Below are 22932 nucleotides of genomic sequence, written 5' to 3'. Positions count from 1 at the left end.
CATCCCATGGCACAGATCACTCTTATCGAAGCGGTGACCCAGGCGCTCGCCTACGAAATGCGCAACGACGACAGCGTCGTGGTGCTGGGCGAGGACGTCGGCGTGAACGGCGGCGTCTTCCGCGCCACCCAGGGCCTGCAGGAACAGTTCGGCGAGATGCGCGTCATCGACACGCCGCTGGACGAAGGCACCATCGCCGGCCTCACCGTGGGCCTCGCCGCCCAGGGCATGAAACCGGTGGCCGAAGCCCAGTTCGAGGGCTTCATCTACCCGATGATGGAACACATCGCCTGCCACGCCGCGCGCATGCGCAACCGCACCCGCGGCCGCATCACCGTGCCGGCCGTATGGCGCGCCCCCTGGGGCGGCGGCATCCGCGCGCCGGAGCACCACTCCGAGGCCAACGAGCACCTGTTCACCAACATCCCCGGCCTGCGCGTGGTGATGCCTTCGTCCCCGGCCCGCGCCTATGGCCTGCTGCTGGCCGCCATCCGCGATCCGGATCCGGTCATCTTCTTCGAGCCCAAGCGCATCTACCGCCAGTACAAGGAAGAAGTGCCCGACGACGGCGAGGCCCTGCCGCTCGACGTGTGCTTCGTGCTGCGCGACGGCACCGACGTCACCCTGGTCACCTGGGGCGCCCAGGTGAAGGAATGCCTCGAGGCCGCCGACGAGCTGGCCCAGAAGGGCATCAGCGCCGAGGTGATCGACGTGGCCACGCTCACGCCGCTCGACTTCGACACCATCGCCGAGTCGGTCACCAAGACCGGCCGCTGCGTCATCGTGCACGAAGCGCCGAAGACCGCCGGCTTCGGCGCCGAGATCGCCGCGCGCCTGTCGGAGGAGTGCCTCTACAGCCTGCTCGCGCCGGTCGAACGCGTCACCGGTTTCGATACCCACATCCCGCTGTTCCGCCTGGAAATGAAGTACCTGCCCAGCGTCGAACGCATCGTCGAAGCCGCCGAGCGCACGCTCGCGGCATCCTGAGGATCCAGCATGGCCGACATCAAGACTTTCTACCTGCCCGACCTCGGTGAGGGCCTTCCCGACGCCACGGTCGTGGAATGGCACGTCAAGGAAGGCGACACCATCAAGCTCGACGCCCCGCTGGTGTCGATGGAAACCGCGAAGGCCGTCGTCGACGTGCCCTCGCCGTACTCCGGCACCGTGAAGAAGCTGCACGGCGCCACCGGCGACATCATCGAGACCGGCGCCGCCCTGGCCGACTTCGAAATCGACCCGAACGCGCGCCAGCGCGCCGAGGCCGAGTCCACCGGCCACCACCACGGCCCGAAGAAGGGCGTGGGCAGCCCCGCGCCGGACGACGCATCCAAGGTGGTCGCCTCCGACGACGGCGGCGAGATCGATCCGCCCAAGGCCGACCGCGAAGACGAAGGCACCGTCGTGGGCGCCATGGTCAGCGGCAATGCCGTGCACACCGAGCAGGTTTCCAGCGCCGGTGGCGTGAAGGCCGTGCCGGCCGTGCGCGCCGCCGCCAAGAAGCTCAAGGTCGACCTCACCCGCGTGCAGCCGACCGGCGCCGGTGGCGTCATCACCATGCAGGACGTCAAGAACGCCGCCGCCAACGGCAGCGCGCGGGCGGGCGCGGCCCCGGCCCGCCCGGCGTCCGCGCAGCACCTGGCCCCCACCCTGCCCGAGCCGGGCCCGGCGCCGCAGCGCACGGCCGTCTCGCTGGCGGGCAAGCCCGTCCGCACCGCACCGCCGGGCGCGGAAGCCATGGGCCAGCCGGAGCAGCTCAAGGGCGTGCGTCGCAACATGGCGCGCGTGATGGCCGAGGCCCACGCCAACGTGGTGCCCACCACCATCGTCGACGACGCCGACCTCCACGCCTGGATCGGCAAGCAGGACATCACCGCCCGCCTGATCCGCGCCATCGTGGCCGCGTGCAAGGCCGTGCCGGCGCTCAACGCCTGGTTCGACGGCAAGAACCTCACCCGCACGCTGCATCCGCACGTGGACATCGGCATCGCGGTGGATACCGACGACGGCCTGTTCGTGCCGGCCCTGCGCAACGCCGACGTGCTCGACGGCGCCGGCATCCGCGCCGCGATCAAGCGCCTGCGCAGCTCGGTCGAAGACCGCAGCATCCCGGCCTCGGAGCTCTCCGGCTACACCATCAGCCTGAGCAACTTCGGCATGTTCGCCGGCCGTTACGCCACGCCCGTCGTGGTGCCGCCCACCGTCGCCATCATCGGCGCCGGCAAGCTCAGCCACGACGTGGTCGCCGTGATGGGCGGCATCGAGGTACACCGCCGCATGCCGCTGTCGCTCACCTTCGATCACCGTGCCGCCACCGGTGGCGAGGCCGCGCGCTTCCTGAAGGCGATGATCGACGACCTGGGACTGCCGAACTGAGGCAGCCTCGCTCCCACCCCGTTGGTAGCTACGCCGCTACCGAGGGGTGGGAGCGGATCGTATCCGCGAATCATGCTCGCGGTATCCTTGCGGGCATGCAGAACAACGACACCCTCCGCAGCATCCGCTACATGCTCGACCTCGGCGACGTGCACGTCGTCGACATACTCGCCCTCACCGGCTACGAGGCCACCCGCGACGACGTCGACACCTGGCTCACGAAGGAAGACGAGCCCGGCTTCACGGCGATGCCCGACGTCGCCATGGCGCACTTCCTCGACGGCCTCATCGTGCATCGCCGCGGCCGTGACGAAAGCCAGCCGCCCCGTCCCGTCGATCCGAAGGTGAACAACAACGTGGTGCTGAAGAAGCTCCGCGTCGCCTTCGAACTGAAGGAGGACGACATCCTCGCCATCATGGGCGAAGTCGGTTTCACGGCGTCCCGGGGCGAAATCAACGCCCTCTTCCGCCAACCGAAGCACAGCAATTTCCGCCTGTGCGGCGACCAGTTCCTGCGCAACTTCCTCAAGGGCCTCACGGCGCGTCTGCGCGGGCGGTGATAACGTGAGGCCTCCTTCCCGGGAGGCTTTCGCCATGCATCACAGCCGGCTATGCACCCTGGTGCTCGACTGCCAGGACATCGACCTGGAGACCGCCGCGCAGTTCTGGAGCCGCGCGCTGGGCAAGTCCATCGAGAGCACCGACGAGGACGGCGACGGGAAATACGCCTCGCTCAAGACCCACGATGACGAGCTGCGCATCCTGCTGCAGCGGGTCGATCATCCCAGCCGGGTACACCTGGACATCGAAGCGGACGATGTCGATGCCGAAGCCGACCGGCTCGAGCAGCTCGGGGCGAAGCGCATCGGTTTCGTGAAGCGATGGTGGGTAATGGAAGCACCGACGGGGCATCGGTTTTGCGTGGTGCGCCGGCAGGGCGCCGACTTCGGGCCCCATCTCAATCGCTGGGATTGATCGGCTATCTGGCTATCGCCGCTGAAGCGGCTCCTACCAAGCACGGCGGCTCCAGATCGCCCGGATTGCCGCACCTTGCTTGGTAGGAGCCGATTCATCGGCGATGGCGCTACGAAGCCTTGCGCTTCCAGATGAGCTGACGGACGATCAGCGCGACCACCAACACCGCCACGAACGCCCCGTACCCATAAAGCGCCGGCACCACCTGCTGCCAGATCGCCCCGCTCTTCGGCCCGAACTGATCGGCGGCGGGCAGCTCCACGGCGTCGTAGGCGAGCAACGCCGCCTGCACCGAGGCGATCGCCGAACCCACCAGCACCAACGCATCGAACGCGCGGCGCGCTCCCGTCTTCGGCAACGTCTTCGGATAAGCCCAGTACGCCCAGCCCAGCACCACGAGCCACGGGGCCAATAGCAGCAGGGCGAGGTATCGCACGGACTCAGGCTTCCTGGGCGGCAGCGAGCGCGTCGAGCGCGCTCCTCAAGCGAAGCACGGCGGCGGCGCGCGCCACTTCGTCGGGATAAGGCAGCCCCTTGGCCACGATCTCACCATCGACGCGCAACGCCACGTGGTCGTCGTGCGACTCGATGGCGGCCGAGGCGCCGCCCATCGTCGAGAGCTTCTGCCGCAAGATACCGGCCGCCTTCGGATCGGCGAAGGACGCGGAAAGCAGCAGTTCCTCGCCGTCGGTACCGAACAGACGGAAACGGAAGCTGCCGTCGTCGTCGCGGAAGCTGGCAAAGCGCGGCGGCTTGGCCTTGGCGGCAGGCGCGGACGGGATATCGGCCACCTTCACCAGCGGACGATAGCCGCGCAGGCCGACGGCCTCGCGCAGCGTTTCCAACAAGGGACCCGCCGTGGCGCGCGCCTTCGCGGCACCCGCGTGCAGGATGTCTTCCATATCGTCGGGCCGCGCCATCAACGCATCGTAGCGCTCGCGCATCGGCGCGATCTCGGCTTCCAGGCGCTCGAACAGCACCTGCTTGGCCTCGCCCCAGCCGATGCCGCCGCGGAGGGCATCGGCGAAGGCCGCTGTCTCGGTGGGCGAGGCGAAGGCCTTGAAGATGGTGAACAGCGCGGAGTCGTTCGTATCCTTCGGCTCGCCCGGTGCGCGCGAGTCGGTGACGATCTTCATGATCGTATCGCGCAGCACCTTCGGGCCGCCTTCGAACAGCGGAATGGTGTTGTCGTAGCTCTTGGACATCTTGCGCCCGTCGAGGCCCGGCAGCGTGGCCACCTGTTCCTCGATGTGCGCCTCGGGCATCACGAAGAACTCGCGGCCGTAGGTATGGTTGAAGCGCTGCGCGATGTCGCGCGCCATCTCGATGTGCTGGATCTGGTCGCGCCCCACCGGCACCTTGTTGGCGTTGAAGGCGAGGATATCGGCCGCCATCAGCACCGGGTACATGTACAGGCCCGCGGTGACGCCGGCATCGGGGTCTTCGTGGGTTTCGACGTTGCGATCGACCGCCGCCTTGTAGGCATGGGCGCGGTTGAGCAGGCCCTTGGCGGTGACGCAGGTCAACAGCCACATCAGCTCCGGCACCTCGGGAATGTCGGACTGGCGGTAGAACGTGGCGGTGCCGGGATCCAGGCCGCCGGCCAGCCAGGTCGCCGTGATCTGCAGACGCGAGGCCTCGACACGTGCCGCGTCGTCGCTCTTGATGAGCGCGTGGTAGTCGGCCATGAAGTAGAACGCGTCGACGTTGGGATCCTTGCTGGCCAGGATGGCCGGGCGGATCGCGCCGACGTAGTTGCCGAGATGCGGCGTGCCGGTGGTGGTGATGCCGGTGAGGACGCGGGTGTGCATGGGGGACCTGGGGCTGTACGGACGGTGGTAACCGTTCGAGTGTAGCCCGCGCGGTGGCGCCTTGCGACCCGAACGCCGCGGCAACCTGCCGCGCGTCGCGCGGTTCGCCGATACGATCGGCTCCCACCCCTCCAGTAGCGAGGATGGGAGCCGATCGTATCGGCGAACCCGGTTGCCTCAGCGTATGAGGGTCGACTTCCCGAACAACGACTCCACCAGGTCCACCGCCAGCTTCGCCGTCTGGTTGCGCTTGTCGAAGGCCGGGTTCAGCTCCACGATGTCGAGCGACCCCACGCGACCGGTATCGGCAATCATCTCCATCACCAGCTGGGCCTCGCGGTAGTTCGGGCCGCCCCGCACGGTGGTGCCCACGCCCGGGGCGATCGACGGATCGAGGAAGTCCACGTCGAAGCTCACATGCAGGTGGGTATCCTCGTCCACGCCCGCCAGCGCCTCTTCCATCGCGGCTTTTATGCCGATTTCGTCGATGTAGCGCATGTCGTAGATATCGACGCCCACCTCGTGCACGAGGCGCTTTTCCCCCTCGTCCACCGAGCGGATGCCGATCTGGCGAAACACGTCGGGATTCGTCGCCGGCACGTGACCTCCGATGCGGGTGAGCGCGTCGGGCCCATGGCCGCACAGGCAAGCCACCGGCATGCCGTGGATGTTGCCCGAGGGCGTGATCTCGCTGGTATTGAAATCCGCGTGGGCATCGAGCCAGAGCACGCGGAGCTTCTTGCCGGTGTCACGGCAATGCCGCGCCACCGCCGAGATCGAACCGATCGCCAGGCAATGGTCACCGCCCAGCATCACCGGCAGGCGCCCGTCCTTCAACTCGGCATAGACAGCCTCGTGCACCGAGGTATTCCAGGCCACGACCGCGTCGAGATGGCGATAGCCGTCCTTCGGCGGCTGCCACGGGTTGAGCGGCCCGGCGAGGTTGCCGCGATCGACCACGTGCATGCCGCGGGCGGACAGGCGCTCGGCGAGCTTGGCCACGCGAAGGGCCTCCGGCCCCATGGAACTGCCGCGGTGGCCGGCGCCGATATCGGTGGGGACGCCCACGAGGGCGACCGAGCGGGTGGTAGGACTCATCGGACGGAACTCAAGGTGAGGGATGTTCGGCGACCATCGGACGGCCGTCGGCACGCCACGCATCGGCACTGCCCTGAAGCAGGTTCACACGGGTGTATCCCAGGGATTGGAGGGTGTCGCGGGCCCGGGCGGCGCGCTTGCCCGACTTGCAGTAGACCACCACGTCGGCATCGCGCGGCACACCCAGGGCACCGTGCCGGGCGGCCACCTCGTCGACGGGCACGTTCAGCGCCCCGGCGAGATGACCCTGGGCGTATTCGGCCGGCGTGCGCACGTCGACGATCAGCGGCGCCTCGTGCGACGCCATGCGCGCGGCGAGGGCCTCGCGGGACACGTCCTGCGCCCACGCCATGAGGGGCAGCGAGAGCAGCACGAGCGACAGCAACAGGCGAAACCGGGTCATGGCCGCAAGTTTACACCGAGGCAGGAAACAGCCACGTTGCAGCGCCGCAGGCGCCTATATGAATCCTTGGGCGACGAGGACTAGCCTCCTCCACCATTTGGCGTAGAATTTCAGCCAATTGGAGGATTGCCATGGTAGCCCACTTTTCAGACGACAGCGCCCTCGATATCGCCGAAACGGTCTTCACTCGCATGGCCCGCCTGCTCGACCTGAGGATCCGCTCGGATGCGGACGCCATCCGCGTGGTCGGCAAGGGGGTTTCCGTGCACACGTACAAGCGCGTGGCCGGGAAGCTGCATTTCCCCGCCAATCTGGTCGCACCGGAGAGCACCGTGCGGCGCCGCCTCCTGGAAGGCCGTTTCAGCGAGGCGGAATCCGAGCGGATCCTGCGCATCGCGCGCGTCTTCGCTGAAGCGGTGGAACTGTTCGGCGACGAGGACAAGGCGCTGGCATGGTTCACCACGGCCTCGGATTATCTCGACGAGGGCACGCCGATCACGCCCATGGCGCTGGCCGCCACCGACAACGGCGCGCGCCTCATCGAATCGCGGATCATGCGCACCGCGCACGGCATGTTCTGATGCGGTTGTGGCGTATTTCGGCCTATCCGGGTCTCGGCGGAACGGGTGGTCGCCATGCCGACGGTCGCTGGCACACGCGAGGGCGCCCCATCCTGTACGCGGCGGAACATCCGGCGCTGGCGATGGTGGAAGCCATGGCACACATGCATCTCGGCGTCACGACGATGCCGCTCACGTTGAAACTGATCGCGATCGACGTGGCCGATCACGCGAGCGTCGCCCCGAAACTCGACCTGCCTTCCGGATGGCAGGCCAACGTTCCCACGAGCCAGGCCATCGGCAACGCATGGCTCGCGGCGTCGGCATCGCTCGTGCTGCCGGTGCCCTCGGCCATCCTCGCGCACTCGACGAATTACCTGATCAATCCCGCGCACGTCGACGCGGAAACGGGTCTAAGGGAGGCCTTCGTGGAACCGTTCTGGTTCGACAGGCGATACCTGCGCTGAAGCGCGGCGGGCAGGATGGTGCCGGCACCCGGATTCGAACTGGGGACCTACCGCTTACAAGGCGGTTGCTCTACCAACTGAGCTATGCCGGCGAAGGCGGGGAGTTTATCAGAAGCAGCCCGTGGTTCGGGTCGTGACGCCAGGGGTGCGCACGGCCCTGCGCACGTCGGCGGCGGCATCGTCGGGGACGACGACGTCGAGCCACCACACGGGAACGGTTTCCGTGCGTTCGCTCATGCGCGCCGGGAACCCAGCGGCCACCACCTCGTCGCGTCGCTTGCGCGCATTGGCCGGATCGTGGAACAGGCCGAGGGCCACGGAGTTGGGCAGGTCGCCCTGGGTGCCCACCACGAAGTAATCCTTGATGCCCTTGGCTTCCAGCCGGCGCGCCTGGGCCACCGCCTGCTCGCGGGTGGCCTGCGACGGCAGGTACACGCGCCAGCCGTGCGATTCGCTCGTCTGCTCCTGGCGCTGGCGGCTGCGGGCCATGCGCGGTGCCAGCGTCGTCCGCGCCGCCTTGAGATCGACCAGGCTGGCGAACGGTCCGACGGCGAGGCAACGATAACTCCGCTGCGGAGGCGGCGGCGTGGCGACCGTCGGCGAGGGCTTTGGCGGCTCCGTCGCCGTCGGCACGACGGCGACGGGCGTCGCCGGTGGAGGCGATGCGACGGAACGGGCGGGAGCGGGCTGCACCGGCGACGGCACGCTCGCGGCGCGGGCCGGCGCCTCGGCCAGCAGCTTCAGGGTGGGTACGCCCTTGTCCGCCGGATCGACCGCATGCGCACCGGTATCGCCGAGCAACAACCACGCGGCGACGGCGATATTCAGTGCGATCAGCAGGACGAACAGCAAACGCAGCAGCATGGGGGCCTTGGCTCTTCCGGTTGGGCCTGCTCGCGTTCCCCTGTAAGAACCGGCAGCGAAGGAATTCTAGGGGATATCGCCCGCGTCGGGCTGCGACCGCGCCCACACGGCGAGGCCCCGCAACACCGCGTCGGGCACGATGGCCACCTCGCGTTCGAGCAGCGGCGCGAGCACGCCGGCGTCGCCGCCGCCGAGGGTCACCGTCGGCGAGCCGCCGAGCAAGGACGACGAGCGGGCGACGAAACGATCGACGAGCGCGGCCGATGCCTGCCAGCAACCGGAGGCCAGTCCGTCGGCCGTGTTGTCGGCCAGGTCGCGGACGGCGCCGGGATGGTCGGGGCGCACCTGCGCGGTGGCGCCCAGGATCGACTGCTGCATCAGGACGGGACCGGGCGCGATCCAGCCGCCGAGGTGCCGCCCGTCCGCATCGAGCGCGTCGAGGGTGAGCGCGGTGCCCACGCTGGCCAGCACGCAAGGCGCGCGTCCGGCGGCCCAGGCATCCACCATGGCGAGGAAACGATCCACGCCCAGGCGGTGTGGTTCGGCGTAGGCATTGGTCACGCCGCAGGCATGCGCGGGCGTGCGTATCCAGCGGGGATCGAGCCCGAACGCTTTCCCGGCGGCGACGGCGACGGCCGTTTCGCGTGCCCCATCCACCACCGAAGCCCCGAGGATGCGCGTGGGCGCGGGCCACCCGGACCACAGTTGTGCCAGTTCATGGGCGATGTCGGCATCCCAGCCGAACGCACCGCGATGGGTGAACGCGGCGCCGTCGCAGAGCGCGAACTTCAACCGCGTGTTGCCCAGGTCGAGCAGCAGGATCATGCGACGCCGCTCCGGCGCACCGAAACCTCGGCACTGTCGACGGTGATCGCGGTGCCGTCCGCCCGGCGCACGCGCAAGGCACCACGGCCGTCCACGCCCTCGCCCACCGCCTCGTATTCGCCGCGCGGATCGAGGATGCGCAGCGGCTTGCCGAGCAGGAGATCGTGGCTGGCGTATTCGTCGACGAATGCCGCGAAGCCGTGGCGTTCGAACGCCAGCAGGCCCTCGGTGAGCGCCGCCACGACGGACGCCGCCACGCGGTTGCGGTCGGGCGGCGAGCCGCCCGTGAGTTCGGCGATGTCGGTCACCGGCTGTCCCGCGCGCTCATGCACGCTGTCGGGCAGGCGGATGTTGAGGCCGACGCCGATCACCGCCGCGCACGGACCGGAGTATTCCCCCGACAGTTCCACGAGGATGCCGGCGAGCTTGGCGTTGCCCGCCAGTACGTCGTTGGGCCACTTCAGGCCCGCCGTGCGGATGCCCAGATCGTCCAGCGCACGGATCAGCATGACCCCCACCGCCAGCGACAGACCCGACAGCGACGCGAATCCCGCATCGAAACGCTTCAGCACCGACAGGTAGAGGTTCATGCCCGGCGGCGACAACCACGCGCGGCCGCGACGACCGCGGCCGGCGCTCTGCGTCTCGGCGAGCACGAAGGCCAGATCGTCGAGCACGGGGTTGCGCCGGGCCAGCTCGCTGGACGTGGAATCCAGCTCCCAATGCACCTCGAGCATGCCCAGGGCCGAAGACGCCGCGGCCGGCAACCTCTGGCGGACGCGGGGCGCGTCGAGCAGCTGGATCGGCCACGGCAGGCGGTAACCGCCGCCGACCTTGGCGTCGACAGGCACGCCCTTCAGGCGCAGCGCCTCGATCTGTTTCCACACGGCGGCGCGCGTTACACCCGCATGGCGGGCCAGTGCCGCGCCGGACACGGGCTCACCGTCGGCGAGGGCTTGCAGGAGATCGCGTGCGAGCATGGTGCCGTGAATAGCCGTCAGGCGGCCGCAGCCAAGGGGGAAAGGGACCGGGACATCCGCCCATTCTAGGGCAGCGGCGAGATTTTCGCCCGGCGCCGCGGGGCGACCGCCTACCCCCTCCAGCACTGGCACCTACGTGAAAATTCTGCGAGGATCGGACGTCCCCCGACGTATACCCTGGGGGTACGGGGAAACCGATGAACGCCAGACCCTACATCTTCGGATGTCTGTGCCTCGTCGGTGCCAACGGCACCGCCGCCGCTTCCGACATCGACTTCAGCCGTCTGCTCATCGTGGGCGGCAGTGGGTCTTCGTCGTCGTTCGAAGGCGGTAGCGGGGCGCGCGACGTGCCGTCGGGCGGTCGCGACCCGTCGGGCAGCGATGCCATGTCCGGCATTCATCGGGGCGCGGGTTCGTCGCGCTCGGGCGGCAACTCGGCACCGATGCCGCCGCCCACCGACGTCGGCGACGGCCCGCACGACGGCCCTTCGCCGTCCCGTTCCAGCTCACCCAGTTGGCAGTCGCTGCTGCCGGGGTCCATGCTCTGATCCTTTGCGGCGATCGTTCGTGGGCCTGATTTCGTCTTTTCTTTCGCGCTTTCGCGCACCCGCCCCACCCATCGACGACACGCTGTGGCGCCAGGCGCTCGACCGCGTTCCGCTGGCGAAAGCGCTCGACGAGCCCCGGCGTCACTACCTGCGCCGCCTCGCCGGCGACTTTCTCCACACGAAACGTTTCCAGGCCATGGGTGGCGCCGAACTGGACGATTTCTGGCGGCTGGCCATCGCAATGCAGGCGAGCCTGCCCGCCCTGCCCCGCGGTCCCGGCGCCTTCAAGGGCTGGACCAACGTGCTGGTGTATCCGGGCGAGTTCAACGTGCGGCGCAGCCATTACGACGCGCACAGCGGCGTGGTGACCGACAGCGACGACACGTTGATCGGCGAGGCGTGGGACAGGGGGCCCATGGTGCTGTCGCTGGCCGACGTGGCCCTCGACCTCGAAGCCCCCTGGGACGGCTTCAACGTCGTGGTGCACGAGATGGCCCACAAGCTCGACATGCTCGCCGGTCCGGCCAGCGGGGTACCGCCCCTGCCCAAATCGATGAATCGCCGGGAGTGGATCCAGACCATGCAGGCGGCCTTCGACAAGCTCGTGAAGGCCGTGGAGCGTGGTCGGCATACGATCATCGATCCGTACGCCGCCGAGGCGCCGGAAGAGTTCTTCGCGGTGACCAGCGAGATGCATTTCTCGAAGCCCGCCGCGTTGCGCGAGGCCGAACCCAAGGTGGCGACGCTGCTGGACGATTTCTATGGGCCGTCGCCGACAAGCTGACCTGACTCGCTTCGTAGCGTTCGCCGATGCGATCGGCTCCCACCCCTTCGGTAGGCACCCTGCCGTGGATGGGCAAAGGGATGCGACAGCGCGACGACTGACCTGGTTCGCTTCGTAGCGTTCGCCGATGCGATCGGCTCCCACCCCTTCGGTAGGCGCCCTGCCGTCGATCGGCAAAGGGATGCGACAGCGCGACGACCGAAGGGGTGGGAGCCGATCGTATCGGCGAATCAGGCTGGCGGCAGGCGCACCCGGAATCGCGCGCCGCCCAGCTCTTCGGAGCGATCGACGTGCAACTCGCCCTGGTACGCCTTGACGATGTCCTGCACGATCGACAGTCCGATGCCGTGCCCCTGCACGCGCTCGTCGCCGCGCACGCCGCGCTGGAGGACCTTCTCGATCTTGTCGTCGGCGATGCCGGGGCCGTCGTCTTCCACGACGAGTTCCAGGCCGCTCCTTCCCTTGATCTTGCCGATGCTCCGTGCGGTGAGCAGCACGCGATGCGAAGCCCATTTGAAGGCGTTTTCGACGAGATTGCCCATCAGCTCCAACAGGTCGCCCTGCTCGCCCGGGAACGTCACGCCGTCTTCCAGTTCGAATTCGCAGAGCACGTTCTTGGCGGCGTATACCTTTTCGAGGCTCTGCACGAGATCTTCGGCGTGCCCGGCGATCGGCTCCACGGAGGCGATGGTGCGGCGCCCGGACGTGGCGGCGCGCGACAGCTGGTACGCGACGATCTCGTCCATCTTGCGCACCTGGTCGAGGATGCCGGCACGCAGCGTCTGCGCGTCGTTGGTGGTTTCCATCTGCGAGCGAACCACGGCCAACGGTGTCTTCAGGCTGTGCGCGAGGTCGGCGAGCGTGTCGCGATAGCGCGAACGCTGCTCGCGCTCGCTGTCGATGAAAGCGTTGAGCCGACGAGTGAGCACCGTCAGCTCGATCGGGTAGGGGCCGTCGAGGTGATCGCGCGATCCGCGCTCGATGTGCGCGAGGTCGCTCGACACGCGACGCAGCGGCAGCAGGCTCCAGCGCAGCAGGAACAGCTGCAGCAGCATGAGCATCATGCCGAGCATGGCCAGCCAGAGGAACTGCGTGCGGCGATAGGTGGCCACCAGGCGCTCGAACTGGTCTTCGGTCTGGGCCACCACGAAGGTCAACGGCACGCTGCGACGTTCGGTGCTGTCGAGCGTGACACCGTAGCTGAAGACGTAGAGCTTGCCGCTGCGCGTCTCCACCGGCTCGAAGGACGTCTGCCCCGGCGGCAGCATGCGCACGAAATCGAAGTCGCGGCCCAGCGCGGACGACGACTGCCAGCGAAACCCGTCGCTACCCACGATGATCGCGTATAGCCCCGAGCCGACCCGCGAGAAATCCGCGTTGGGCTGGCTGTCGGGCACCGTGACCTTGCCGCCGCGCGTGATGTCGGTGCCGGTGATGTAGGCGATGACGTAACTGTGCAGGCGATCGTGCATCGCCGACAGTTCCGACGCGTAGTTGGCCTTGTTCTGCGCCAGGCCGGTCAACCCCAGGAACGCGGCCAGGGCGAAGCCGGTGGCGAGCGCCGCGCGGGCGGCCAGCGACAGCGGGCGGCGCTTGGTAGGTGACGCGTTGTCCATGCGTGGAAACGACCTCGTAACGCGACGCGACGTTCCGCGCCGCGTTACCCGGGGATATCAGTCCTCGTCCGCCTCGTTGCGCGGAATGGCGAAGCGGTAGCCACGGCCGCGAACGGTCTCGATGGGCTTGAGGGTGCTTTCCGGATCGAGCTTGCGGCGCAGGCGGCCGATGAAGACCTCCAGCACGTTGGAGTCGCGATCGAAATCCTGCTGGTAGATGTGCTCGGTGAGGTCGGCCTTGGAGACCAGCTCGCCGGCGTGCAGCATCAGGTATTCGAGCACCTTGTACTCGTAGCTGGTCAGGTCGACCTGGCGGCCTTCGACGGTCACCGTCTGCGCCGTGGTGTCGAGCTTGATCGGGCCGCAGGCCAGCACCGGCTTGGACCAGCCGCTGGCGCGACGCACCAGCGCGTTGATGCGCGCCAGCAGCTCTTCCACGTGGAAGGGCTTCACCAGGTAGTCGTCGGCGCCGTGCTTGAGGCCTTCCACCTTGTCCTGCCAGCTGCCGCGGGCGGTGAGGATCAGGATGGGATAGCGCTGGCCGTGCTCGCGCAAGGCCTTCACCAGGTCCATGCCCGACAGCTTGGGCAGGCCCAGGTCGATGATCGCCAGGTCGAACGGCACTTCGCGACCGAGATAGAGGCCTTCTTCGCCATCCTGGGCGGCGTCGACGGCAAAGCCATCGCGCTTGAGGCGAGCGGCGAGGGTCTCGCGCAGCGGCGCCTCGTCCTCAACGAGCAGGATACGCATCAATGTCTCTCCTTGTTGTCCCCGGCATTCATATCCAGGGGCTTGGCGGTTTCCGTGCGGATCGGAACGACCTTCACGTGGCCGTCCAGGGTCAGCACCTTCACCCGGTATTCGGTGATCCGGCCGCGCTCGACCAGCCGCGTATCCGCCGACAGCACCTTCCCCCCGGTCTCCTTCTGCACCTTGCTCACCGCCTGTTCCAGCGTCAGCGAGGGCGCCTGCTCGGCGTGGGCGGCAAGGGGTGCGGCAAGGACGAGCGCGAAAGCTAGCGAACGGAACGTGATTTTCATGTCTGGCGTGGACGCGACGTACATGCGGCGATTCGGCCGATCATGCCCAGCCCCTACCCGCCCGAAGCTGAACGGAATCAGGCGGCCCGGCGAAAAGGTGCCAGGGCGGACTCGATGAGCGACCAGTCGGCCCCCGGCAGGTGCGAGCCCTCGGACAGCTGGCGACGGAAGCCGCGGGCACCGGGCTCTCCCTGGTAGAGCCCGAGGATGTGGCGGGTGATGTGCTTGAGCTGGGTACCGCGGGCCAGTTCGGCCTCGACGTAGATGCGCAGGTGCTCCAGCACCTCGGCCCGGCCGGGCAGCGGCGTGCCGTAGAGCTCGGCCTCGAGATGGGCCAGCAGGTAGGGATCGTGGTACGCCGCGCGGCCGATCATGACGCCGTCGACCCGGGCCAGGTGGTCGCGCACGGCCCCCACGCTGGTGATGCCACCGTTGATGAGGACGGTCAGTTCGGGAAACTCGCGCTTCAGGCGATAGACCCGCTCGTAGTCCAGCGGCGGGATCTCGCGGTTTTCCTTCGGACTGAGCCCTTGCAGCCAGGCCTTGCGGGCGTGCACCACCAGGATGCGCACCCCGGCGGCGAGCATGGTCTCGGTGAAACGCTGGAGGTCGGCGTATTCGTCCTGGTCGTCCACGCCGATGCGGCATTTGACCGTCACCGGCACGTCCACGGCATCGGCCATGGCCCGCACGCAGTCGCCCACGAGCGCCGGCTCACGCATGAGGCAGGCGCCGAATTTGCCCGACTGCACACGATCGGAGGGGCAGCCGACGTTGAGGTTGATCTCGTCATAGCCCGCGCGGGCGCCCATCGCGGCCGCCTGGGCCAGCTCCGCCGGATCGCTGCCGCCCAGTTGCAGGGCCACCGGATGCTCCTGGTGGCTGTGCTCGAGCAGGCGCACCTGGCCGCCCCGCACCAGCGCGGCGCTGGTGACCATCTCGGTATACAGCCGGGCATGGGGCGACAGCAGCCGGTGGAAGTACCGGCAGTGGCGGTCCGTCCAGTCGAGCATGGGGGCAACGGTGAGGCGAAACGCCGAGGGATCGATGGGTTGCATGGCGTCATTTTAACCGCCCTACCCCGCGATGCCACCGTTCGTCGTCCGGGCCGTCGCGTGCCGGTTCGGTGCTGCGGTGTCTCCGATCCGTCATGAAGCCTGTGATAGCCACATCGCCAAACCGTCATCGCCGGTCGATAGCTTGCCCTCGACGCGCGGACACGCGCTGACGATTCAAGCCGAAGCTTCATCGCTTCACGTCGGACGCCTTGGCGCGCCCACATTCCACGGAGAATCATCACGTGACGACTCGATCCAAGACGCGTGCGCTTCGTTGCGCCCTTCCGCTGCTGATGGCCGGCACGGCGTTTCCGGTGGCCGCCAGCCCTGGCGACAACGCTTATGTGAGCAACCAGACCGACAATTCGGTGTCGGTCATCGACATGGCGACGAACACCGTGACCGCCACGGTACCGGTGGGAACGACGCCGACGGGCGTCGCCGTGAGCCCGAACGGCAAGAAGGTTTACGTGGCCAACACCAACGACGGTTCGGTCTCCGTGATCGATGCGGCCACCCGTGCCGTGATCGCCACCCTTGCCGTCGGCAACCAACCCCAGGGCATCGCGGTGAGCCCGAACGGCGCCGAAGTGTACGTCGGCAACCTCGGCGACAACACGGTGTCCGTCATCCAGACCGCGACCAACGTGGTGAGCGACACGTTGCCTGTCGGCTCCGCGCCGATCAGCCTCGCCACCAGCGCCTCCCTCAACCGCCTGTACGTCGGCAACCTCGGGGACGACACCGTCTCCGTGATCGATACGCGCTCCCACAAGCCGATCGGCAGCGTCCACGTCGGCACGACGCCGTGGAACCTCGCGACCGGCCCCCTGGGCCTCGTCGTCTACGTGGCGAACATCGGCTCCAATGACGTATCGGTCATCAACGCCATCACGAACAAGACCAGGAGCGTGTCGACCGGCGACGCTCCCACGGCCGTCGCCACCAGCATCATCGGCGTGCCCTTTTATGTCGCCAATCAGGCGGACAACACCGTGTCCGTCATCAACCCCGAGGGCAAGACCACGAACACCGTCTCCGTCGGCAACAGCCCCGGTTCGATCGCGGTGGATCGGCATTCGAGCCGGATCTATGTCGCCAACACCGGCTCGAACACGATCTCGGTCATCGATCCCTGGACGAACAAGGTCGCCGCCTCGATTGCCGTCGGCGGCAGTCCGACCAGCGTGGCGACCCAGCCGGAATAACGGGCCACATCGCCAGGCGCCCCATCCAGGGAAGGCCACTCGTCAAAGGGTGGTCTTCCCTGCCGTGCGCGGGGCGCCCCCTAGCGCGCCTTCTTTTTCGGGGCGGCGTTCCAAGCCACCGCTTCGCGAACGAGCGCCTTGAAGGCCTTCGGATCGATCTCGTCGTTTTCGCCGATATCGATCGCACGCCTCGCGTTGCCGTCGAGGCTCGCGTTGAACAGGCGCGAGGGGTCCGCGAGCGAGGCGCCCTTGGCGAAGGTGAGTTTCACCTTCGCCTTGTAGGTTTCGCCGGTGCAGAGGATGCCGCCGAGCGACCATACCGGCGTGCCCCGCCATTTCCACTCCTCGACCACCTGGGGAGCGGCTTCGTGAATGAGCTTGCGCACCTTCGCCAGGACATCGCCTCGCCAGTCGCCGAGCTGCGCGATGCGTGCGTCGATCAGCGCCGGAGCGTCGTCGTTATTCGTGGATGCAGAGGTAACCATGTCGTCACTCCCCGTGATTCGCGCGCGTCTTGCCGATGTTCTGCCCGATCCGCCACAACACGCCGGACGGATCGTGGATCGTGAAGTCGCGGATGGCCCAGGGCCGGTCTTGCGGCGGGGCAGCACGCACGCCATAGCGCGCGGCCAGGTCGCTGGACGACACGTGGTGCCACCACGCGTCCACGTCCTTCACGAGCAGGTGCATCATGAAGTTATCGGCCAGCGTCTCGTCGTAGAAATCCTGCAGCAGGAAGCTGCAATCGCCGGCATGGAGGTACGCGACGCCATGGGACGACGAGGCGAGCGTGAAGCCGAGGTCCTGGTAGAAACGCTTCGACAATTCGAAGTCCTTCGCGGGCACGAAGGCCTTGATCTCGACCGTGTCCATCATCATTCCCGTCCCCCTTGCCGTGAATCGTCCGGAGTGTAGTCGCCTCCCCGCCGGGAGCCAAGGGGACACGAAAGCGGAAATATGAGAGGGCGCAAGGCCTTGCATCGACGTGGCATCGCGTCGCCTGCACGGCCGCGCCATAGCCACTAGAATGCCGCCCCCGCCCGCTTCATCCCTCGCCCGTCCCATGCATATCGTCGTCAACGAAGAACTGAAGGCCTACATCGATCCGCTCACGCCCGACGAGTACCAGGCGCTGGAACGCAGCCTGCTTGCCGAAGGCTGCCGCGACGCGCTGGTGCTGTGGGGCGATACGCTCGTGGACGGCCACAACCGCTACGGCATCTGCCGCAAGCACGATATCCCGTTCAACACGGTGCAGAACGAGCGGTTCCAGTCGATCGACGACGTGCACCTGTGGATGATCGAGCAGCACCTCGGACGGCGCAGCGTGTCGGACTTCCAGCGCGGCGTGCTGGCCCTGCGAAAGCGCGAGATCCTGGCGTCCCGTCGCGCATCGGCCGAACCGGCGCAGGACGACGACGTGCCTTTCGACACCACCGGCGCGGAGCCCGCGAAGCCGAAGCCGCCGCGTCCGAATCCGGCCGACAGCCGCAAGGAAATCGCGCGCGAAGCGCGGATCAGCAGCAACCAGGTCGGCATGATCGAGAAGATCCGCAAGGAGGCCGCCCCCGAAGTGGTCGCGGCGGTGAAGTCCGGCCATCTGTCGATCAGCGCGGCCGCCGCCGTGGCCAGCCTGCCCGAGGAAGAACAGCGCGCGGCCGCCTCGGCCGGCGACGACGAACTCAAGCAGGCCGCCAAGCGCGTACGCGAGTCGAAGCGCAAGCCCCGGGAGAAACCCACGGACGAAGTGAAGGCCCTGCGCGAGCAGATCGCCGATCTGGAGGCCGAGAACCGCAACCTGCGCCGGGAGATCGATGCGTTGAAAGCCCGCCTGGGCGAAGCGCCGTCGGAAGAGGAAGCCGAAACCGGCGTAGAGTGAGGAACTAACCGACGGCGGACGCGATCCAAGGCCGGTACACCGGACGCGTCCTCGCGCGTTCCAGGACGCATCCCCCGGAGCCCGACATGAAGCCCACCCTCGCCCTCGCCGCCCTGCTCCTCGTTTCCGCCGAGGCCATGGCCCAGGACGCGTCCCGCCCGCTGAACCTGAAGTTGCCGCCGGATTACGTGCCGGCCTCCTCGGCCACGACCGCCGCTCCCGCGCACGCGGGCACCACGGCCGGCGCGACCCGGGGCAGCGGCGAGAGCGTCGCCGTGACGCCGTCGCGTCCGAAGGATCCGCCCGGCACCTACTACGGCGACACCAGCGGCCGCATGGCCGACACCGCGATCGCCGACGACGAGCCACGCTGCGACGACGCCACCTACAACAAACCCCAGGTGCACGGCAGCGTGAGCACGGGTGTCATGAGCGGAAGCCATGGCCGCAGCGGCGACTTCCAGTCCGGCGTGGTCAACCTGAGCCAGGCGTTCGGCAGCTGCGACCATCCCACCGGCGGCGTCAGCATCTCCGTCGGCGGCGGCACCGGTCACTTCAATCCGGGTCACCGCTGACCGAACGGAACACCGCCACGCGATCGGGGCTCGTCGCCCCATCGGCGCGTAACCACGCCTGCCGCGCGAACGTGGCCGAACAGGGACCCAGCGTCGCGATGCGCAAGGGGCGTGCCCGCGCCGCACGCTCGAGCGAAACCAGCACGTCGGCCAGCACGCCGCCGATGAAGGGCGTGAACAGGTAAACCACGTCCACATCGTCCAGCGAAGCATCCCGCGCATCCGCGCAGAGAAACGACACGCCGCGCAAGCCCAGCGCGTCCGCGGCGCGCATGGCGCTTTCCACGTAGGCCGGCTCCCGCTCCACGCCCCGGGTCCGCGCGCCGGTGAGGATGTTCACCAGCATCGGCACGTGCCCCAGGCCCGAACCGAGATCCAGCACGACGTCGTCGCGACCGATGCCCGCGCGCCGCACGCATTCCACGATATGCCGCGCGGGCGTCGGCTGGTAGAACACCATGCCCGGCGGCGGAACGGGATCGTCGGCCACCGGCTCGTCGATGGCGAGCACGCCGGCCAGCAGGGCGTCCAGGGCGTCGTAGTGCTGACCGCCCGATACCGCCGAACGCAACCAGGGAGCCAGGGCCTGGGCGCCACGTCCCGCGCGGATGGCCTCGCGCAAGCGTTGGAACAGACGCGCGTCGCTGGCCTCCATGGCCGCGAGGAAGGGCGCCGCACGCGCGACCTCGGCGGAAGCCACGTCGCCGGGAAGCAGGAGGTCGAGTCGATCGGCGAGGTCCGCGCGCTCGAGGAAGGCGTCCGGCCGCCGCCAGCCGTCGTGGGCGGCAAGGCGGTCGAGCAGCGAAGCGAGGTCGCTGGCGGTCACCGGCGGCGCTTCCGCGAAAAACGACGGCGCAACCCGTGCCCGCGTTGCGGAAAGACGCGTTCCAGCGCGACGCGAACCGAGACCACGGTGCCGCCGTCGAGCCGTGATGCGATGGTCGGTTCGGCACCGATGGCGGCGGCGCGTTCACGGATGCCACGCAGACCCCAATGACCTTCGCGGCCGTCGCGCATCACCACCTCGTCGATGCCGCGGCCATCGTCGCATACGTGCAACGCGAGATCGCGCCCCTCGATGTCGAGCACCAGGTCGATGCGACTCGCGTCGGCATGCACGACCGCGTTATGCAACGCCTCGCGGGCGATGCCGTAAAGCTCGTCGCGTACCTGGCGATCCATGCCGGTCATGTCGATGCGAACGTCCACGCCGATCGGCACCGTGTGTTCGTCCGCATAGGCGAGCGCGAGTGTCTGGAGCGCGTCGGCGAGGCCGTGCGAATCGACCGCATGCGCGCGCAACCCGCGTACGCGATCCCGCGCTTCGACCAGGGCCTCGTCGGCCCGGTCGAGCGCCTGCTCCATCGAGACGCGCAACGGTTCGCCGGCCGGCACGCGGTTGGCGATCGCCTGGAAGCGCATCGTGAGGCCCTGGATGCTCTGCAGCAGCGTGTCGTGCAGCTCACGCGCGATGCGCTCGCGTTCCGTGTGGCGCTCCTGCAGCCGTGCGCGCAACGCCTCCTCGATCCGCCGCACGCGAACCAGGTAGGCGACGTAGAGTGCCGCCATCGCCACCACCAGGCACAGCACCAGGAACCACCAGGTCTGGTAGAAGGCCGGAGCGATGTCGAGCGCCAGCTCGACGCCCTGTTCGTTCCACACCCCATCCTCGTTGGCCGCGGTCACGCGAAAAACGTAATGCCCGGGCGGAGGATCGGTGTACACGGCCTCCCGCTCGTTGCCGGCGTCGCGCCAGCGCGTGTCGATGCCGTCGAGCTGGTAGCGGAAACGCACGCGCTCGGGCATGCCCAGGCTGGTGGCGGTGTAGTCGATGCGCAGGCGTTCCGTGCGCGCGGGCAGCCGCAGCGGCGGCATGGCCGGCCAGGTGCCCATGTCGGTCGATATCGAGGTGATGTGCACCTGCGGCGGCGTCGCGTTGCGCGGCACGTTGAGCGGATCGATGGAAACAATGCCGGCCGTGGTCGCGAACCATAGGCGGCCGTCGTCGGCGACGACGGCCGACGGCACGGGACGGAACGGCGGCGGCGTGCCCGGCAGGCCGTCGAGGAAGTCGAACAGTTCCACCGGCGGGCGGAACGTGGGGTCCCGCGCGACGTGGCCCAGGTCGTCGCTCGCGATGCGGGCCACGCCTTGCGCGGCGTTGATCCACAGGTCGCCGCGCGCATCCCGCACCATGCCCGACACCCCGCGCAAGGGCTCGCCCAGCGTATGCACGGTATGCACGTCGGTGCCGTCGGTCGAAGCGATGCCCAGCTCGCCACCGATCCAGTCGACGTTACGGCCTTCGCAGAAGGCCACCACGTTGCCGATGGCCACGCCGTTGCCGGGTCCCAGCAGCGTGTCGCGCCCGGCATGGCGAATCACCAGGTGGTTGCGGGCGAACCCCATCCACAGGCGGCCGCGCCCGTCGCGATGCAGGAACAGCGGCGCCTGCTCGCCATCCGTCGGCGGCAGCGGATCGAACGTCCACCGGCCCGACGCGTAGTGGTAGAGGCCGGGCCGGTTGATCGAAACCCAGGCACCCCCTGCGCCGTCGCCTTCGATGGCCTGCACGCCGGTGTATTGCGACGAGGGCAACGCCGACACCAGGTTCGGCACGTCGTCCTTCATGCGCCAGATGCCCGACGGGCCGGCCAACCAGAGGCCTTCGCCATCGCGCGATACCGCGGTGATCGTTTCGGCGAACGGCGTGGCCCGCATCGCGTGCGCCTCCGTGCGCATCAGCGGCCGGTTCTTGCTGCCCACCCACACGCCATGTCCCGGCGCCGGCACGATCGCGAAGTCGGTGCCACCCGATACGGTCGGGGCCGGCGTCAACCGGCTCACGCGGAATCGATCCAGTCCCCCGGTGCCACCCACCCAGATGTCGCCTTCGCGGTCCTGGATCACCGCATCGGCGTAATCGGAAGAAAGACCGTCGCGTTCGACGAATCGCTCGGCCACGGTCCCGGTGGCATCGATCACCTGGCGCGGCCAGTCGCGCACGTGCGTGATACGTCGGATGCCGTCGCCCAGTGTAGGCATCCACAAGGCGCCGTCGCGGTCGAACAGCAGGCCTGCCGACGCCAGCCTCACGGTGGGGCCCATGTCGTCCGGATCGCGTTCGCCGGCCCATGCCGGACGCACGCCGCCGTCGTCTTCCGCGACCCAGATGCTGCCGTCCGGCGCCTCGGCGATGCGATTGACCCGACCGATAGCGCGCGTGGCGATGGTGAAATGTTCGCCGCCGTTGGGAAGCCAGGCCAGCGCCTGCTCGGTGGCGACCCACAAGCGCCCTTCGCGATCCACCATGAGGCTCCTGGCCCGACGGCCGGGCAGGCCCATCGCCGGACTGACGACGTGCCAGCGCTCGCCGGACAGCATCACCAGGCCATTGAAGGTGGCGCCCCAGATGCGCCCGTCGGGCGTACCGCCCAGGGCATACACCGTGGAGGTGGGCAGGCCCGAGCCCGCCGCGTAGTGGCGGGCAACGCCGTCGGCAGCGACGAAGCTGACCACGCCATACCGAAAGCCCACCCACAGTCCACCCGTCGGCGGCGCGTACAGCGACGCCACGGCGGAGGCGGGAAAATCGCCGCCTTCGCGAGGGCGGAACCGTTCGAAGCGCACGCCGTCGAAACGGAACAGACCCACGGGCGTGCCCAGCCAGAGGTACCCGTCGGCCGTCTGCGCCAAAGCCGTCACCTGCCCCGGCGCGCCGTCGCGCACGGTCCACGCCCTATGCATGAACTGGCCGATGTCGCGCTCACGGCTGTCGACGGCCCATGCGCAGGCCATCCCGGCCCACAGCGCGAGCCCGACGAATCCCGATCTGGCGATGGCGAGCAACACGCGCACGAAGTCA

26 protein-coding genes and 1 tRNA gene are annotated in these 22932 nt (G+C 68.5%); 11 read left to right on the top strand and 16 right to left on the bottom strand.

The genetic code is table 11. The features are described from left to right. Nucleotides 1–6 precede the first annotated feature (6 nt). From JNG39_RS19730 to JNG39_RS19715, 4 genes are all read left to right on the top strand, one after another. A complete protein-coding gene (locus JNG39_RS19730; protein WP_144914899.1) occupies nucleotides 7–987 on the top strand; it encodes an alpha-ketoacid dehydrogenase subunit beta in 981 nt (326 codons plus the stop codon). Between the two features lie 9 nt (nucleotides 988–996). Then, entirely contained in the window at nucleotides 997–2376 is a 1380-nt protein-coding gene (locus JNG39_RS19725) for a dihydrolipoamide acetyltransferase family protein (protein WP_368313671.1), read from the top strand. A gap of 95 nt (nucleotides 2377–2471) precedes the next feature. After that, nucleotides 2472–2936, top strand: a complete 465-nt coding sequence (locus JNG39_RS19720; RefSeq protein WP_368313670.1) for a DUF1456 family protein — start codon at nucleotides 2472–2474, stop codon at nucleotides 2934–2936. A gap of 34 nt (nucleotides 2937–2970) precedes the next feature. After that, nucleotides 2971–3351: a VOC family protein gene (locus JNG39_RS19715; protein WP_368313669.1), complete on the top strand. Its 381-nt coding sequence runs from the start codon at nucleotides 2971–2973 to the stop codon at nucleotides 3349–3351. A gap of 109 nt (nucleotides 3352–3460) precedes the next feature. Here JNG39_RS19715 and JNG39_RS19710 read toward each other — a convergent pair whose 3' ends face one another. The 4 genes from JNG39_RS19710 to JNG39_RS19695 all read right to left on the bottom strand — a co-directional run bounded on the left by JNG39_RS19710 (nucleotide 3461) and on the right by JNG39_RS19695 (nucleotide 6663). After that, a complete protein-coding gene (locus JNG39_RS19710) occupies nucleotides 3461–3787 on the bottom strand; it encodes a hypothetical protein (protein WP_368313668.1) in 327 nt (108 codons plus the stop codon). A 4-nt stretch (nucleotides 3788–3791) separates the two neighbouring features. Next, nucleotides 3792–5162 (bottom strand): tryptophan--tRNA ligase, encoded by a 1371-nt coding sequence (locus JNG39_RS19705; RefSeq protein ID WP_368313667.1) that lies wholly within the window; start codon nucleotides 5160–5162, stop codon nucleotides 3792–3794. Between the two features lie 177 nt (nucleotides 5163–5339). Next, the gene (gene rocF / locus JNG39_RS19700; RefSeq protein ID WP_247373209.1) at nucleotides 5340–6260 is read right to left on the bottom strand and encodes an arginase; all 921 of its coding nucleotides are present in this window, start codon (nucleotides 6258–6260) and stop codon (nucleotides 5340–5342) included. 10 nt (nucleotides 6261–6270) lie between these two features. Continuing rightward, nucleotides 6271–6663, bottom strand: coding sequence for a rhodanese-like domain-containing protein (locus JNG39_RS19695; RefSeq protein WP_368313666.1), 393 nt, complete (start codon nucleotides 6661–6663; stop codon nucleotides 6271–6273). Between the two features lie 131 nt (nucleotides 6664–6794). On the opposite strand from JNG39_RS19695, the gene JNG39_RS19690 reads away from it, so the two are divergent. Next, complete coding sequence (locus tag JNG39_RS19690; protein WP_368313665.1) at nucleotides 6795–7244, top strand: antitoxin Xre/MbcA/ParS toxin-binding domain-containing protein; 450 nt, start codon at nucleotides 6795–6797, stop codon at nucleotides 7242–7244. Continuing rightward, nucleotides 7244–7690 (top strand): RES family NAD+ phosphorylase, encoded by a 447-nt coding sequence (locus JNG39_RS19685; protein WP_368313664.1) that lies wholly within the window; start codon nucleotides 7244–7246, stop codon nucleotides 7688–7690. The genes JNG39_RS19690 and JNG39_RS19685 overlap by 1 nt, the downstream gene beginning before the upstream one ends. A gap of 16 nt (nucleotides 7691–7706) precedes the next feature. Here JNG39_RS19685 and JNG39_RS19680 read toward each other — a convergent pair. The 4 genes from JNG39_RS19680 to JNG39_RS19665 form a co-directional block, all read right to left on the bottom strand. Then, a tRNA-Thr gene (locus tag JNG39_RS19680) sits at nucleotides 7707–7782 on the bottom strand. A 16-nt stretch (nucleotides 7783–7798) separates the two neighbouring features. Further along, nucleotides 7799–8554, bottom strand: coding sequence for an SPOR domain-containing protein (locus JNG39_RS19675; RefSeq protein ID WP_368313663.1), 756 nt, complete (start codon nucleotides 8552–8554; stop codon nucleotides 7799–7801). A 66-nt stretch (nucleotides 8555–8620) separates the two neighbouring features. Next, nucleotides 8621–9379 (bottom strand): type III pantothenate kinase, encoded by a 759-nt coding sequence (locus JNG39_RS19670; RefSeq protein ID WP_368313662.1) that lies wholly within the window; start codon nucleotides 9377–9379, stop codon nucleotides 8621–8623. Then, entirely contained in the window at nucleotides 9376–10359 is a 984-nt protein-coding gene (locus JNG39_RS19665) for a biotin--[acetyl-CoA-carboxylase] ligase (protein ID WP_368313661.1), read from the bottom strand. Before JNG39_RS19665 ends, JNG39_RS19670 begins: the two co-directional genes overlap by 4 nt. Nucleotides 10360–10556: 197 nt before the next feature. On the opposite strand from JNG39_RS19665, the gene JNG39_RS19660 reads away from it, so the two are divergent. Both JNG39_RS19660 and JNG39_RS19655 read left to right on the top strand, forming a co-directional pair. Then, nucleotides 10557–10907, top strand: a complete 351-nt coding sequence (locus JNG39_RS19660) for a hypothetical protein (RefSeq protein ID WP_368313660.1) — start codon at nucleotides 10557–10559, stop codon at nucleotides 10905–10907. A 19-nt stretch (nucleotides 10908–10926) separates the two neighbouring features. After that, nucleotides 10927–11691, top strand: a complete 765-nt coding sequence (locus JNG39_RS19655; RefSeq protein ID WP_368313659.1) for a zinc-dependent peptidase — start codon at nucleotides 10927–10929, stop codon at nucleotides 11689–11691. A 230-nt stretch (nucleotides 11692–11921) separates the two neighbouring features. On the opposite strand, the gene JNG39_RS19650 is transcribed toward JNG39_RS19655, so the two are convergent. From JNG39_RS19650 to dusA, 4 genes are read right to left on the bottom strand one after another with little or no spacing between them, the layout of a single operon-like run. Continuing rightward, complete coding sequence (locus tag JNG39_RS19650) at nucleotides 11922–13307, bottom strand: ATP-binding protein (RefSeq protein WP_368313658.1); 1386 nt, start codon at nucleotides 13305–13307, stop codon at nucleotides 11922–11924. A 57-nt stretch (nucleotides 13308–13364) separates the two neighbouring features. Further along, the gene (locus JNG39_RS19645) at nucleotides 13365–14057 is read right to left on the bottom strand and encodes a response regulator transcription factor (RefSeq protein ID WP_144914935.1); all 693 of its coding nucleotides are present in this window, start codon (nucleotides 14055–14057) and stop codon (nucleotides 13365–13367) included. Beyond that, entirely contained in the window at nucleotides 14057–14371 is a 315-nt protein-coding gene (locus tag JNG39_RS19640) for a PepSY domain-containing protein (protein WP_368313657.1), read from the bottom strand. Before JNG39_RS19640 ends, JNG39_RS19645 begins: the two co-directional genes overlap by 1 nt. A gap of 53 nt (nucleotides 14372–14424) precedes the next feature. Then, the gene (dusA, locus tag JNG39_RS19635; protein WP_368313656.1) at nucleotides 14425–15405 is read right to left on the bottom strand and encodes a tRNA dihydrouridine(20/20a) synthase DusA; all 981 of its coding nucleotides are present in this window, start codon (nucleotides 15403–15405) and stop codon (nucleotides 14425–14427) included. Nucleotides 15406–15647: 242 nt separating this feature from the next. On the opposite strand from dusA, the gene JNG39_RS19630 reads away from it, so the two are divergent. Beyond that, entirely contained in the window at nucleotides 15648–16613 is a 966-nt protein-coding gene (locus JNG39_RS19630; RefSeq protein ID WP_368313655.1) for a hypothetical protein, read from the top strand. Between the two features lie 80 nt (nucleotides 16614–16693). Here the strand turns inward: JNG39_RS19630 and JNG39_RS19625 are convergent, their stop codons facing one another. Further along, nucleotides 16694–17098 carry a DUF1801 domain-containing protein gene (locus JNG39_RS19625; protein ID WP_368313654.1) on the bottom strand — a complete coding sequence of 135 codons (405 nt, stop codon included), beginning with the start codon at nucleotides 17096–17098 and terminating at the stop codon, nucleotides 16694–16696. 4 nt (nucleotides 17099–17102) lie between these two features. Continuing rightward, entirely contained in the window at nucleotides 17103–17492 is a 390-nt protein-coding gene (locus JNG39_RS19620) for a VOC family protein (protein ID WP_368313653.1), read from the bottom strand. 184 nt (nucleotides 17493–17676) lie between these two features. Between JNG39_RS19620 and JNG39_RS19615 the strand changes: the two genes are divergently transcribed. Together JNG39_RS19615 and JNG39_RS19610 are read left to right on the top strand one after the other, a co-directional pair. Continuing rightward, a complete protein-coding gene (locus tag JNG39_RS19615) occupies nucleotides 17677–18492 on the top strand; it encodes a plasmid replication/partition related protein (protein WP_368313652.1) in 816 nt (271 codons plus the stop codon). A gap of 86 nt (nucleotides 18493–18578) precedes the next feature. Next, nucleotides 18579–19067, top strand: coding sequence for a hypothetical protein (locus JNG39_RS19610; RefSeq protein WP_368313651.1), 489 nt, complete (start codon nucleotides 18579–18581; stop codon nucleotides 19065–19067). Here the strand turns inward: JNG39_RS19610 and JNG39_RS19605 are convergent. Beyond that, nucleotides 19048–19893, bottom strand: coding sequence for a hypothetical protein (locus JNG39_RS19605; RefSeq protein ID WP_368313650.1), 846 nt, complete (start codon nucleotides 19891–19893; stop codon nucleotides 19048–19050). The two genes, JNG39_RS19610 and JNG39_RS19605, sit on opposite strands and share 20 nt — an antisense overlap. After that, nucleotides 19890–22925 carry a two-component regulator propeller domain-containing protein gene (locus JNG39_RS19600; RefSeq protein WP_368313649.1) on the bottom strand — a complete coding sequence of 1012 codons (3036 nt, stop codon included), beginning with the start codon at nucleotides 22923–22925 and terminating at the stop codon, nucleotides 19890–19892. Before JNG39_RS19600 ends, JNG39_RS19605 begins: the two co-directional genes overlap by 4 nt. Nucleotides 22926–22932: the final 7 nt, after the last annotated feature.

The sequence above is a fragment of the Luteibacter sp. CQ10 genome (assembly GCF_040900725.1).
In the GTDB taxonomy this organism is placed as follows: domain Bacteria; phylum Pseudomonadota; class Gammaproteobacteria; order Xanthomonadales; family Rhodanobacteraceae; genus Luteibacter.
This window is presented reverse-complemented; position numbering and strand designations above follow the sequence as displayed.